The sequence below is a fragment of the Corynebacterium sp. HMSC06D04 genome (genome assembly GCF_001807315.1).
Lineage (GTDB): Bacteria > Actinomycetota > Actinomycetes > Mycobacteriales > Mycobacteriaceae > Corynebacterium > Corynebacterium simulans.
This window is the reverse complement of record NZ_KV788522.1, coordinates 1-14,078: the sequence shown is the minus strand read 5'-3', so window position 1 is coordinate 14,078 and position 14,078 is coordinate 1. Positions and strand designations below refer to the sequence as shown.

Annotated in this window: 10 protein-coding genes and 1 tRNA gene; 5 read left to right on the top strand and 6 right to left on the bottom strand. The window is 58.3% G+C overall.

From position 1 onward, the window contains the following. Positions 1-25 precede the first annotated feature (25 nt). The 3 genes from HMPREF3155_RS00055 (at position 26) to HMPREF3155_RS00045 (ending at position 3,341) form a co-directional block, all read left to right on the top strand. Positions 26-670, top strand: coding sequence for a DUF1707 SHOCT-like domain-containing protein (locus tag HMPREF3155_RS00055; protein WP_339018849.1), 645 nt, complete (start codon positions 26-28; stop codon positions 668-670). A 48-nt stretch (positions 671-718) separates the two neighbouring features. Continuing rightward, the gene (locus HMPREF3155_RS00050) at positions 719-1,948 is read left to right on the top strand and encodes a pyridoxal phosphate-dependent aminotransferase (RefSeq protein ID WP_061924969.1); all 1,230 of its coding nucleotides are present in this window, start codon (positions 719-721) and stop codon (positions 1,946-1,948) included. A 94-nt stretch (positions 1,949-2,042) separates the two neighbouring features. Next, positions 2,043-3,341 (top strand): YibE/F family protein, encoded by a 1,299-nt coding sequence (locus HMPREF3155_RS00045; RefSeq protein WP_083281207.1) that lies wholly within the window; start codon positions 2,043-2,045, stop codon positions 3,339-3,341. Here HMPREF3155_RS00045 and HMPREF3155_RS00040 read toward each other — a convergent pair. Together HMPREF3155_RS00040 and dcd are read right to left on the bottom strand one after the other, a co-directional pair. After that, the gene (locus HMPREF3155_RS00040; protein ID WP_070432263.1) at positions 3,338-4,660 is read right to left on the bottom strand and encodes a UDP-glucose dehydrogenase family protein; all 1,323 of its coding nucleotides are present in this window, start codon (positions 4,658-4,660) and stop codon (positions 3,338-3,340) included. The two genes, HMPREF3155_RS00045 and HMPREF3155_RS00040, sit on opposite strands and share 4 nt — an antisense overlap. A 53-nt stretch (positions 4,661-4,713) precedes the next feature. Then, positions 4,714-5,286 (bottom strand): dCTP deaminase, encoded by a 573-nt coding sequence (gene dcd, locus HMPREF3155_RS00035; RefSeq protein ID WP_062036915.1) that lies wholly within the window; start codon positions 5,284-5,286, stop codon positions 4,714-4,716. 87 nt (positions 5,287-5,373) lie between these two features. On the opposite strand from dcd, the gene HMPREF3155_RS00030 reads away from it, so the two are divergent. Beyond that, positions 5,374-5,447 (top strand) — tRNA-Gly (locus tag HMPREF3155_RS00030). 347 nt (positions 5,448-5,794) lie between these two features. Then, positions 5,795-6,727 carry a class C sortase gene (locus HMPREF3155_RS00020; protein ID WP_070432262.1) on the top strand — a complete coding sequence of 311 codons (933 nt, stop codon included), beginning with the start codon at positions 5,795-5,797 and terminating at the stop codon, positions 6,725-6,727. An 86-nt stretch (positions 6,728-6,813) separates the two neighbouring features. Here the strand turns inward: HMPREF3155_RS00020 and HMPREF3155_RS00015 are convergent, their stop codons facing one another. The 4 genes from HMPREF3155_RS00015 to HMPREF3155_RS00005 form a co-directional block, all read right to left on the bottom strand. After that, positions 6,814-10,305, bottom strand: coding sequence for a prealbumin-like fold domain-containing protein (locus HMPREF3155_RS00015; RefSeq protein WP_070432261.1), 3,492 nt, complete (start codon positions 10,303-10,305; stop codon positions 6,814-6,816). Further along, positions 10,305-11,156 carry an isopeptide-forming domain-containing protein gene (locus tag HMPREF3155_RS12395; RefSeq protein WP_083281209.1) on the bottom strand — a complete coding sequence of 284 codons (852 nt, stop codon included), beginning with the start codon at positions 11,154-11,156 and terminating at the stop codon, positions 10,305-10,307. Before HMPREF3155_RS12395 ends, HMPREF3155_RS00015 begins: the two co-directional genes overlap by 1 nt. Before the next feature lie 4 nt (positions 11,157-11,160). Next, positions 11,161-12,042, bottom strand: a complete 882-nt coding sequence (locus tag HMPREF3155_RS00010; RefSeq protein WP_070432260.1) for a class C sortase — start codon at positions 12,040-12,042, stop codon at positions 11,161-11,163. A gap of 216 nt (positions 12,043-12,258) precedes the next feature. Next, complete coding sequence (locus HMPREF3155_RS00005) at positions 12,259-13,764, bottom strand: SpaH/EbpB family LPXTG-anchored major pilin (RefSeq protein WP_070432259.1); 1,506 nt, start codon at positions 13,762-13,764, stop codon at positions 12,259-12,261. Positions 13,765-14,078 lie beyond the last annotated feature (314 nt).

Here is a 14,078-nt window from a genome sequence, read left to right as displayed (position 1 = left end):
AAATAGTTTTCCTATAGTAGAATTTGTGACTCACAGCTACGGTTCCTCGCCCTTCGATCCTTCCTCTTCAATGCGGCTTTCCGACGCAGAGAAGACGGACGCCATCAACGATCTCGCCCGCGCCGTCGGCGAGGGCAGGCTCAGCATGGAGGAATTCGAGCAGCGCTCTGACGACGTCATGCGCGCCACCACCCGCCGCGAGTTGGTCCCCTTGTTCACAGACATCCCGGCGGTTTCTGCCACCGAAATCAAGGTCTATTCCCGCGGCGAGGTCGAGCGTGCATACAAAGCCGGCAAAAAGCCGCGCCTGGCCACCGCGCTGATTGGCTCGATGGCCTTAACCTTCGCCGCCACCACCTGCTTCGTCGTTTCCGAAACCGCCGGCACGATTGCTCTCCTCAGCGGCGTGGGCGCACTGTTCCTCATCCCAGCGCTATGGATTATGCTCTACGTCGCCAAAATCGGCCCAAAGTCCTGGCACCAGCCCTCCCCGCGCAAGATTGAGCGCCAGCACCGCCGCGAGCTTTTGCAGCTAACGGCCCAAGAGCGCGCCCAGCAGAAGGCTTTGGAGCAAGCGCAGTGGGCGGAGAGGCGCCGCCAAGCAGGTGAGCTGACCAGCGAGGCCATGAATCTGGCCAAGCGCAAGCTTGAGCAATGGAATAAAAAATAAGCCTGCCGGTTGACCCATTTATAGTCTGTAAGTGGCAGAATACTTTCCATGACTACACCGAACAACCGCATTTTTGACCAATCCACCAAGCTTCAGGGCGTCGCGTATGACATCCGTGGTGAGGTCTCTGCGGAGGCGGAGCGCATGGAGCTCGACGGCCACAGCATCCTCAAGCTGAACACCGGCAATCCTGCCGTATTCGGTTTCGATGCCCCGGACGTCATCATGCGCGACATGATCGCAGCGCTGCCGACTTCCCAGGGCTATTCCACGTCGAAGGGAATCATTCCGGCACGCCGCGCGATTGTCACCCGCTACGAGCTGGAGGACTTCCCGCACTTCGACGTCAACGATGTCTACCTGGGCAATGGTGTTTCTGAGCTCATCACCATGACCACGCAGGCGCTGCTTAACGATGGCGACGAGGTACTCATCCCAGCCCCCGATTACCCTTTGTGGACTGCCGCCACCTCCCTAGCGGGCGGTACGCCGGTGCACTACCTGTGTGATGAGGAGGATGACTGGAATCCTTCGATCGAGGATATCCGTGCGAAGGTCACGGAAAAGACTAAAGCCATCGTGGTCATCAACCCGAATAACCCAACGGGCGCCGTCTACTCCCGCGAGGTTCTGCAGCGCATTGTAGACGTAGCGCGTGAGTACAACCTGCTAATTTTGGCGGATGAGATTTACGATCGCATTCTTTACGACGGCGCGAAGCACATCTCGATCGCGTCCCTCGCTCCGGATCTGCTGACGATTACCTTCAACGGTCTTTCCAAGGCTTATCGCGTGGCTGGTTACCGCGCTGGTTGGATGGTTCTGACCGGCCCGAAGAGCCATGCACGCGGCTTCATCGAGGGTCTCGACCTACTGGCGGGCACCCGCCTGTGCCCGAACGTTCCGGCACAGCACGCAATCCAGGTAGCTCTCGGCGGACGACAGTCCATCTACGGGCTCACGGGCGAGGGCGGTCGCCTGCTCAAGCAGCGCAACGTGGCCTACGAGAAGCTCAACGAGATCCCGGGCGTTTCCGTCACCAAGCCGATGGGTGCTTTGTACTGCTTCCCACGCTTGGATCCGAATGTCTACGAGATTCACGACGATTCCAAGCTGATGCTGGATATCCTGCGCTCGGAGAAGATCCTGATGGTCCAGGGCACTGGTTTTAACTGGCCAAACCCGGACCACTTCCGCGTGGTTACCCTGCCGTGGGCTTCCCAGCTGGAAAACGCTATCGAGCGCCTCGGCAACTTCCTGGCCAGCTACCGCCAGTAGCTCAAGCCGCCTTTCTAAGTGAAAGGCCTCGTATTTGTTTGCAATTTTTGTGCGCAGTTGCCATTTGAACTGACAATCGTTCACAATAAGCTGCATGGGCAAACACACGACGGCTTCCAAGCCGGTGGTCTCCTTTCCTAGTGGAGGCCGCCTTTATTTAGCGACGAACCAAAACCCGTGGCGTCTCGCGCTGCTTATCGGGCTTGCGCTGGCCGTCCTTGTAACCATCATCGGCGCTATTTTCCTGCGCCCTACCACTTCTCCGGTAGATCACACGAGCGCAGAGTTCTCGCAGACTTACGCTCTGAACCACCCGCAGGCCGAGGGCACGGTCAAGACTGTCGACCACGCCATCTGCCAGTCGGATCAGACCGGCAAGGCCTTCGACAAGCCACCACTCATTCCGGCGGAGCCAGGTGGCGATTGCACCCGCTCCCTCATCGATATCACCTCCGGGGACAACGCAGGCAAGATGACCCAGCTGGTGCACTTTGGCGTCGCGGGTGACCCAGACTTGCAGGAGGGTGACAAGATCCTGCTCTCCGAGGCCACCGGCCCCAACGGGGACGTAGACTATGCCTTCGCCGATTATCAACGCAGCGGCAACCTCGTCCTCTGGGCCATCATCGCCGCTATCGTCATCATTGCTTTCGCGGCATGGCACGGATTGCGCTCGCTCATTGGCCTGGCAATTTCGCTCGCAATCGTATTCTTCTACTTGCTTCCCGCTCTCGTCGAGGGCACAAACCCCTTGGGCTTGGCATTGGTAACCAGCGCCGCCATCATCTTCATCGTTGTACCACTCGTGCACGGGTTCAACTGGAAGTCCGCCTCTGCTTTGGGCGGTGCACTCATCGCCCTGCTGCTGGCGGCTTTCCTGGCCAGCTCCACTATCAACTCAACGAGCCTGCAGGGACTTAGCTCCGAAGACAACCTCAAGCTCCTGCTCTACATGCCCGGAGTTTCCATCGTGGGTGTCCTGCTCTGCGGATTCATCATCGGCGCGCTGGGCAGCCTCAACGATATCTCCATCGCGCAGGCCTCCACCGTCCGCGAGCTCAATGAGCTCAACCCCGAAGCAGGCCCTGCGGAGCTGTTCAAGTCCGCCATGAAGGTCGGCCGCGACCATATCGCTTCCATGGTCTACACCATCGTCCTCACATATACCGGCGCGTCAGTGCCGCTGCTCATGCTGATTACAGCAGCTCAGCGCCCGGCGGGCCAGATTCTTTCCAGCGACCTCGTAGCCACCGAGCTCCTGCGCTCCGCCGTGGGTGCAATGGCACTGACCCTAGCAGTGCCCATCACCACTCTCATCGCAGCGCTGACCATCCCGCAGCGTGAGGCGGGTCCCGAACCTGACGCTACTAATAGCGCCCTGTCCGTTCGCTAGAGGCTGCGGCCCAGCGCCTCGATGGTCCAGCCGGCCTGCTTCCACGCCTCAACGTCGAGGACGTTGCGGCCGTCGATGATGTGTTTGTTGGTGACCAGCTCCGCCACTTCGGCGGGGTCCAGCTGGCGGAATTCTTGCCATTCGGTGGCGAGAATAACCAGCTCGCTCTCGCGCAGAGCTTCCTCACAGTCAGCGGCGTAGTTCAACGTAGGAAACACCTTGCGGGCGTTTTCCATGCCCTCTGGGTCATAGACGGTAACCGCAGCGCCAGCCAAGGACAAAGAACCCGCCACGGACAGCGCTGGCGAATCGCGAACGTCGTCAGAGTTCGGTTTGAAAGCGCATCCCAGAACTGTCACGCGGTGGCCTAACAGCGAACCCTGGAAGGCCTCTTTAGCCATGTCCACGGTGCGGTCACGGCGACGCATATTGATGGCATCGACCTCACGCAGGAAGGTCAGCGCTTGGTCCGCACCCAACTCGCCGGCACGTGCCATGAATGCACGAATATCCTTCGGCAGGCAGCCACCGCCGAAGCCCAGACCTGCGCCCAAGAACTTACGGCCGATGCGCTCGTCGTAACCGATAGCATCGGCAAGCTTTACGACGTCCGCGCCCGCAATCTCGCAGATCTCAGACACGGCGTTGATGAAGGAAATCTTGGTGGCCAGAAACGCATTCGCAGAGACCTTGACCAGCTCGGCAGTCTGCAGGTCAGTCACAATAAACGGCGTATCCTGCGCCAACGGCTTGGCATAGACTTCACGGGCTACAGCCTCGCCGCGGGACTGCCCGCCCCGCACGCCCAAAACGATGCGGTCTGGAGCGATGGTGTCCTTTACTGCATAGCCCTCGCGCAGAAACTCTGGGTTCCACGCGATTTCCACGTGGCTGCCCTCCTGGGCCAACTCATTCGCCATCTCCTGCAGCTCCGCCGCAGTTCCCACGGGAACGGTGGACTTACCAAAGATGACGTGCTCGCCTTTGAGGCGCGGTACGAGCTCCGTGATGACAGACTTCACGTAGGTGAGATCCGCGGCGTAGGAGCCGTGGGCCTGCGGGGTGCCAACGCCGAGGAAGTGCACGTTGGCGAACTCCGCGGCGTCGTCATAGCTGGTGGAAAAATCTAGGCGGCCGGCCTCGATGTTGCGCTCGAGTACCTCCGGCAGGCCGGGCTCGTAGAACGGCACGCGGCCGTTCTTGAGAGCTTCAATCTTGCTTTCATCAACATCTACACCGAGTACCTCGTGGCCGAGCTCCGCCATACAGGCGGCGTGAGTCGCACCTAGGTAGCCGGTACCAATCACAGTCATACGCATAACCGGGAATTTTAGGCGCGGTTGACCTGAAGCGCGCGGCGAGAACGAAAAGTTTAACGGAAGTTCAGATAGGACTTCGACGGCGTCGGTCCACGCTGGCCCTGGTACTTCGAGCCCAGCGCGCCGGAACCATACGGAGCCTCCGCCGGCGAAGACATCTTAAAGATAGCCAACTGGCCCACCTTCATCCCGGGCCACAGCGAAATGGGCAGGTTAGCGGTGTTGGACAGCTCGAGTGTGATATGTCCGGAGAAGCCCGGATCGATGAAGCCTGCCGTGGAGTGCGTCAGCAAGCCTAGGCGACCCAGGGAGGACTTGCCCTCCAAGCGGCCTGCCAGGTTGGCCGGCAAGGTGAACTTTTCCAGCGTGGCGCCCAGCACGAACTCGCCGGGGTGTAGGACGAAGGCATCACCCTCGGCCACCTCCACCTCACTGGTGAGGTCCGGCATCTCCTGCTTGGGGTCAATATGCGTATAGCGCGAGTTATTAAACACGCGGAAGAACTTGTCCAAGCGCACATCGATGGAGGAAGGCTGGACCATCTCGGCGTCGAAAGGGTCGATGCTCAAACGCTCGGGAGCATCAGCGGAAATGGCGGCACGGATATCACGATCAGAAAGAAGCACGGTTGATAGTCTACCTCCCCACTGGGCCTTTTATGGCCTTAGGCGGCGGCGGTGCTAAGCTTTACGACGATGCACAAGATGCATTGCGCCGACGTAGTTTAATGGTAGAACTGCAGCTTCCCAAACTGCTGGCGCGGGTTCGATTCCCGTCGTCGGCTCCACTTATTTTCCCAGTTCATGGACTAATTTCATACTTACAGGATGGACCATGACAGCCCCTATCTTCACGCCCAAAACCACAGCGGATCTTCGCGCTGAGTGTGAGCATCTACTCCAAGAGCTTGCGCCCCGCACAATCGATGAACTCCGCGAACTGTGCGCGGTTGATCAAAACTTAGCCATCGATGAGGCCACTCTAAATCGGTATGAAGCCCTGTGCTTCGTTATCGGCGACTAGGCACAGTTTCGGATTCTCTCCGATCTAGTCTGAGGTTCTAACACTCACGTTATGTACCCCACGTCAACCCCTAGGACGCGCGGCAACAGACCCCCACACAGGCAGGACACAATGGGCAAGCACGAACCAGCGGAAATCAGCGACGCACCCAAGAAGAAGGGCGTCGTCAACCCCAACGCCATCATTGCGTTAATTCTGATCCTCGTCGGTCTCGGTGTCTTGCTCTACCCCGTCGTGGCCACGCAGTGGAACAACCACACCCAATCCCGCGCCGCCGAGGAATACGCCAAGCTGGAGAAGCAAGCCCCGCCAGAAGTACTGCACACCGCATGGGAGGAAGCACAAGCCTACAACGCCGGGTTGGGCCAAATCAGCATTGGCGACGCGTGGACCACCACCGATAACGAAGACTCCCCCGAGTACCAGCGCTACCGCCAGTACCTGTCGGTATTGTCTGAGACCGATGCCATGGGTCGTATCGTCATCCCCTCTATCGATTCCGATCTGCCCATTTATCACGGCACTTCAGAAAAGGCGCTCTCCCGCGGCGCTGGCCACCTCTACGGCACGGACCTACCTGTCGGCGGCGTAGGTGATGGCGAGGGTCGGCACGCAGCACTTTCCGCCCACACAGGCCTACAAAATGCCACGCTGTGGGACAACCTCACCAAGGTCAAGAAGGGCGATGCTTTCTACATCGCCGCCGGCGGCGAGAAGCTCAAGTACGAGGTGCACGATATTCGGGTCGTCGAGCCTGCGGACACCAGCTCGCTCCACCGTGAGCCAGGCCAGGACCTCGTTACGCTCATTACCTGCACCCCCTACGGTGTTAATACCCACCGCTTGCTCGTCACCGGCCACCAAGTGCCGATGGATCCGGAAGATGAGGCTGCGTTCAACAGCTCGGGTGTTCACTGGCAGTGGTGGATGTGGGTCATTCTGGCAGCCGCTGTCATCATCGTGCTTCTGCTCATCTACTGGTGGCGCAAATATGTCAGCAACGCCAAGGACGCCGCGCTTGACGACGACCCGCAAGATTCCTAGCCGCCAATGAAGATACAATAAGGCCCGCCCTTCCCTGGTTGTTTGGAAGAGCGGGCCTTTTCTAAAAGTAGCCGCAAGCGGTGGTTCTATACCCAGCGGCGTCGCAAAGCGAGGCACCCTGCCGCGACAATCGCGGCACCAGCGAGAGCCCACAGGCCTACGCCCTCACCACCGGTCTTGGGCAGTGCACCCTTGGTGATGTCGGCGACCTGAAGGATGCCGACCTTCTTTACGCAATTGGCAGCAGTGTCGGACTCAGCGCACCTACTACTGGTGATAGCAGTTCCTCCGGAGAGCACCTTGATGACTGCATTGCCATTCTGATCCCACTCCGTCGAGAACTTGATTGGCGCGGGCAGCAGGTTATAGCCGTTCGGCGCCTTGGTCTCGATGAGGTAGTACACGCCAGGGGCATCCAAGCCTTCGAGCTTGACGCGGCCTGTGGTGGTGGTCGTGGACTGCTTCACTACGGGGTTAGCATCAGTATTGACGGTGCCATCCGCGTTGAGCTTCAAGTTGCCGTCAGCGTCACCACGGTGGACGGTGAACTGCGCGCCGTCGAGCAACTCGTCGGTTTGAATCTTGTCCGGCGCGGCTGGATCATAGCTCACCTTTTCAAGCAGGACATCCATCTGCTTGGTCTCCAGCGGGATACAAGAGGTGTCTTTCCAACCGCCCATCTCTGCCTCGTTCATGAGGCCAAAGTTGGGTTCATGTAGGCCATCCTTGGTGTAGCAGCGGGAGTTACCGGCAGGCTGACTCGGGTACCCGGCAGGGACGGATGTGCTATTCAATTTGGTTCGATCCAGCTTGAAGCGCACCGTCACCTCGTAGACGTGCTGCCCGGAGCTTCCATTGACGCCCTTGGGCTTAATGATCTTTGGAGTGTCGTTCTTGTTGAGTTCATACGGACCGGCCCCCTGGTACGACTGCGGCTGGCTGGTCTTGTTGAACTCGTCCTTGAAGACCACAGTGGCCCCAGTAACCGTGGCGGCACCAACGAACTTCGGGGTATCCGTCAGCTTTCCGTAGATCACCTCATTGGTGTCGAAGCCGGGAGCATCCGGGGCGGCTACTACGACGTTGTACTTCGCGGTATATTCATTCGCCGCACCAGGAACAGGTTGCGGTGCACTGTCGACAGCAACCTTGCTGAAGCAGGCTTCAGTAGCAACGTTGTCGCTACCGGCCTCACCATCAGTGGCTTGGAAAGCCACTTTGTTCGGGCTACACACCGTCTTGAGGTTGCCGTATTTATCCGTTCGCACCGGCGCAGAGACGACATACTCTACCTTCGCGTGTCCTGGAAGTGTACCAACATAGCCCTTCATGTATCGGGACTCACCGTCCGCTCCGGACGGGACAGTCATGCCTGCATAAATACCGGCCCCCGGGCCAATCTCGTTAGGCCCTGGATTACGCCCGTTGACGAGTGTGGATCCAGGCCCAAAGCCTTCGAACTTAGCAGTGGGACCGGAAGCATTCACCCCATAGTGAGTATCCGTTGGTAGGTACTCCCAGAACGTGCCTCCCGAGCTGGCGTTAGCTGTGGTGTTTTCCACCGAAATGGTCCAGAAAGTACGGACCTCGCCGTTTACCGCCTTGGTCTCGGAGCGTTGCTTCTTCACTGCAATGTTGGATTGCAGCGCTGGCGGCGGCGGCACCAGATCGGAAGCAGCATCCGTGTTAAATGAAGCAGGCAGGTTGTTCATTATGTTGACCAACTCGAACGTCGGACTTTCGGAGTCCGGGTTACTGATTTTTAGCTCAAAACCCAGCTGATTCGCAGCCGAACTACCCGATCCAAACCCTAGGTTTCCATTGGAATAGGTCCATGCCTTGCCCCACGAGGCGGAGGGGTTGGAGATAGTGCGCCCGTCCAAAGTCTTGATTCCCGTGAGATCCCAGGTCTTGACTGCCCCGGTCTGAGTATCGATGCGTTCAAGAATCAGCTTGTCGCCGGCCTGAGATCTACTCTGGAAGCCCCACATGTACTTCTGGGCTTGAGGGAGCACCGCCCAGTCCTCCGAAAAAGACTGCTGGTTTCCGAACACGCGTTTAGCAGTGACATTATCGACATCGATTCTATAAAGGCGCCGAGTACCAGAGGTAGACGTGTTAGCCACGAAGAAACCCTCGCTGGTATACACGCCCGCGTTAAGCAGATCCCGGTCGCTGCTCGTTTCGAAAGGGGTACCGGTGCTTCCGGACGTAAGGATAGGCCCAAGGTTATGTACCACACCGGTCGCCGGATTAATCTGCAGGAGATGTCCTGCTGGGTAGCAAGGATCACCATTTTCGCCGCGAATCTGGCTCACCGCGTAGAGCCAGTTGTCGCTCGAATTGAATGCTAGAGAGTTATAAACCCATGGGGTCTTCTCGCCTACTTGCCGGTAATCGCGGCCCTGGTCGATCTGCCGGCGCAGGACAGAGGTATCGCGGGTCCGGCCTGCAGGCTCACTGGTCACAACGTAGACAGGGCTACCGTCAGCAAATTCAGCTGGGGTGAGCTCGCGCTTTGGCTGCCTGCTTGTAACCGGATCTTGGCACTCTTCTTTCGCAGGAACAGTGAAGGAAGCTGTAAACACTGTATTGTCTGGCCCGCGGTGAACACCCTTAAACTGAATCTGTGCGGTGCCACCAATAGTAATCTGCGGCAGGATGACTTGGTATTCCTTGGCGCTAATCCTTTTGTAGGTCACCTTCGCCTCATACCAACCTCCGTTGGCACCGGTGTAATAGATCGTCAGGTCATCAGGGTTAGTCGATAAATAACTGTTAACGCTGGATTTGAGGGTAACCACCGTGCCTTGCGGAATGGACAGCTGGCCGCCAAAAAGCTCACCGGACGGAATCTTAAAGTTCGGGATATATCGGCTTCCCTTAAGCACGTATCCATCGTTTACCATCGTGATGGTGCGGTCGCCTGCAGCGTACGGGGTAATGTTCGGCGCCGCCATCAGACGGGCTGGGGCCGCGTCAACGTCAGCAATATCAAGCGGCTCAGTCACCTCCGAAGGGGCTTCTAAGGCTTCGCTGGATTCAGGTGATGACGTGCTGGTAGTCTCCTCGGCTACTCCACGCACGTCGACGGACATCCCGCTCAGTTCGGATTCCTCTGCGACCGCTGGGATCTTCAGTGAGAAAGCTGCCCCTGCTGGCACGTCAGTAGAAAGGCCAGCGATTCGGAAAGTCACTGAAGAACTGGTTGATTTTACAACGAGGTTGTCTCCTTCGCGGACGGGGATCACTTCGCCGTCGATAGTCAGTGTGTAGGCCGAGCCGTCGAACTCCAGTCCTGCAGTCTCAACAGTGAATTCCAACTCCTCCACGGTTCCGGCGTCAACAAAGTGGCCTTCAAATGTTGCGGAGTCGCCAACAGTCAGGCTCAGTTGGTCTGCGGAATCAAGCTCGACACGCAACGCTGTGGTTTGTGCCTCGGCGACAGCGCCAATGAAACCTGGAAGAGCAGCCGGCGCAGCGACGCTAAAAACTAGGGCCAGCACTGCAGCGAACGCCCCTACGACGCGCCAGCGATACGCTACCGGCTCGACCAGATGAGAATCTGTCCAGGACATTACCGTCCCTCGCTTTCTGAATTCTTCCTACGGCTAAAGGCAATCATCACGAAACCAGTGGCAATCAATGCCAACGCTGCGGCTACTACACCGATTACCTGTGCACCGGTCATCGCCAATGAGCCACCATTGCCCGACGGCGTTACTGGGGTTGAGGTCTTACCGGCACTTGGAGTACCCGGCGGCGTTGTCTCGGGTTGGTGAGGTGGCTTCCCTGGTTTAGTCGGTGGATAGTTCGGAGGTGTTTGCGGGGTATCCGGGCGTGACGGCGGAGCGCTCGGAGCAGATGACGACGTGGGTGGCGTCGGCGTTTCACCCGGTTTGTGGGTCTTGGCCACAATCACTCCTGGTACTGGTTTCGGGTTATCTACCACCGTGTGGAATGGAACCGCCACCACAAACGGGTTTATCTCTCGGTAGGAATCATCCGGCGCTGTAGACGTCACCACATAGAAGCCATGAGCTAGACCATCAAACGTCACCTCGCCATTGGCATTGGTGACCAGATCCACGTGCACATCGGTGCGCCAATCACGAACCTCGTCGAGATTCGCGTTCCGTACGCGGGCTGCGTCGTCAGCGTTGGTCGGGTCCAAGCCGGCAAGCCGGTCCAGATGAATTGTGACACCTTGGATTTTTCCCGAGGGCGCCTGGCCATCGTCGTTGGGATTGCCTTGTGTCAGCCGGATTGTCACTGTATCCGTAGCCGAAGTGCGTTCGGCACCAGTGGACTGCTGCCCGGCAACCTGCACCGCTTCTGCAGCAACCACGCCCGGCCCTGCGAACGAAACCGCACACGCTACTCCGACGGAAACCACTCGGGCCGACCAAGTATTTGTCAACCTCTTCATCGCCTTACTCCCGCACGCTACTTTCTTCACCAATAATTTCTTGCGCTCCGGCCGCCTTCTGCCGTCGCAGCCACCACACCAGCCAGCAACCAATGACAATCACCGCAGCCAACAGTGCGTACATCCACCATTGCCAACCCGGGCCGTGGGAGCCTTCAAATACCGACTCCTCCCCCGGCTCCATAGGAACCTGATGGCCACGCACCAGCAAGCGATGCGTGTTGATCCCGTACGGAGTGCACGTAATCAGCGTGACGTAGTCCTGATCGGCGACTGGCCGTAGGCCATCAACTTCACTCGGCAGAACCACTTGAATGCTGTCGACGACGTACTTCAATTTGTGGCCAGCAACCTGGATGTAGAACACATCTCCCTCGGTGGCAGAGTCGAGGTGATCAAACATCGTTGAATTCGCCAGGCCCGTATGCCCCGTGATGACGGAATGAGTTCCTGGTCCGCCTACCGGCAAATCAGAGCCATATAAATGTCCTAGTCCACGCTGCAGTGTCTTATCCGCGGTGCCATGAAACACCGGCAGATCAACGTCTACGGCTGGGAAGACAAGGCGAGCCATCGCTTCGGTCTCACCCAACTGTTCCAGGTAAGCCTCATAATCGGGATTATCCACACCGATACGGTTCAGCCACGGATCCAAGATCGGACCCGAAGTCTGCTCCTCGTTGTACGCATGCGCAGCATCCCATACGGAGTCCTGCACCTGCGCCGGTGTCTCTTTGTCCAGTCGCGCATACTCTTGCGCCACCCGTGAGGCATTCCAGTTGTTCCAGGCGGTCGAGACCACTGGGTACAGCATCACCAACAACCCGACGACAACGATTACCGCCGGAAGAGCTAAGCCTCCACGGCGCCTGTGCCGCCGGCCCATTTCCTGGCCTACCACCGAAGTCAACGACCCGCACCACCCAAAACAATGCCCACGCGCTAGCGCAGCGCGACCGGGATTACAACGAAAGAGAAAGATAGGGACCGGAATCTACGCCTAGTCCAGTCCCCTCATTGGGTCGGGCTGCCTACCTTGGCTACCCGACCCGCAGCGCAGACCACCATGGACAGTCTGCGCCACCGGAACTACGCCCGGCTATTAGTTGCGCGCGGTACGGCGAGCGAACCATGCACCAGCTGCGACGATGGCTGCACCAATAGCGGCCAGGATTCCGACACCGGCACCACCAGTCATCGGCAGGTTCGGGGTGTCCTGCTTGATGTTGTCGATCTCAGACACGAGGGTAATCTTGTCGTCACCGTTGAGCTCACCAGTCTTCGCGATATTCTCGCGGGTGAAGTCAATCTCGGTAACGTTCTTCTCCGGCAGTGCATAACCAGCCGGAGCCTTGGTCTCCTTCAGACAGAACTTCTTGGTTGCCGGAGCAACCTCCTTGCTGTCCTCGAAGTCGGTGACGTGCAGGCCGTCGATTGTAAAGGTACCGTCAGCGCCGGTAGTCCACTTGTTCGCACCGTTTACCCTCAGCGGGTTCTCGAGCTTATCCTGCGCGGAGGCACATCGGTAGAGCTCAAACTCCGCACCCTGCAGGACCTTACCGGCCTCCTTGCCGTCCTTCTTCACAACCTTCAGCTTGCCGTGGTAGGTCACGACCTCGTTGGTCTTGTTCTTGGCCTCTTTACCGGTATTCGGGTTGTTGAAGATGACGTCAGCCTGGTTCTTCAGCTCAGTGGTGTCGCCAACCTCCTTGCGCTTGACCTCGAAGGTCAGGGACATCTTGTCGCCGGACTCAACCTTGGTCAGGCCCTGGTCAGTCAGCTTGACGATGAGCTTGTTGCTGTTGTCAGCCGGAGTGTTGACCTCGTAGTCACCGGTTTCCAGAACAGTGTCGCCAGCCTTGACCTCGGTAACCTTCTGGAAGTCCAGGCGCTTATCCAGCTGGTCTTCGAAGCGGAAAGCAGTCAGGCTCTTGCCCTCGCCCCAGGTCGGGGCGTAAGCGTTAATGGTGTAGGTGTAACCATCCTGGATGTGCTTATCTGCATCCTTGACGGTCTTCTCAGTCTTGGTCTCGGTGTTCTTTGGGTAGGCCACGACATTGTAGTTCCACGCATCGGAGGCCTCATTGACCATCGGCACCGACACGATGAACGGAGCACCAGACACGATGCCGGCAGGAGCATCGGTCTCCTCAACGAGGTAGATGCCAAGATCCAGGTTCTCGAAAGCCACCTTGCCGTCGTCACCGGTGGTCGTCTCGAAAGTTTCTTCAGTCTCGTGGCCCTTGGCATCGGCAGCCGTCTTCGGGAACTTAGACCAGTCGCCATTCTGCAGGTCGTAGTTCAGCTTGGTGATCTTGTAGGTCACACCAGCGAGCGGCTCACCCTGTACGCCTTCCATCTCCTGGCCGGTAGCTGCATTACCAGACTCGGCACCCTTCTTCTTGTAGAGGGTGATGGAGCCCTTCTTGGAAAAGTCGATGTTGGCCGGGTTAACGGAGGTGCCCGCGGGAGCCTCAGAAGTGGTAGTCGCCGAAGCATCGGCGGCGGTATCGTCCTGAGCCAGGGCGCCCGGAGCGGAGATCCCCAGGGAGAGGCCTACGACTGCTGCGAAAGTGACCGAACGAGCGGTACGAGAGATCTTGTTCACGGAAACAGGTCCTTTACATGAGTTGTGTAATGAGACACCGCGCCTCATCAGCTGTACGCAATCCACTCCCCACGGTTTACACACCATGGCCCGGCCCATCACTAAGAATCTTTCACCCACATAGAGCGACGTTCCCAAGAAGGTAAGGCACCTACCCGGGCCCCTAGCCTAAGTAACGGTAGCCTGTGGATTACATAGCTAGACCCTATACCTAGAAGAAGAAATGCGATATCGAACAAATGCCCGCTTCCCATAAAACCAGCTAGCCCTCTCAAGTAATCGCCCCGTTCTACACACTGGGCCCGCTGGTCACG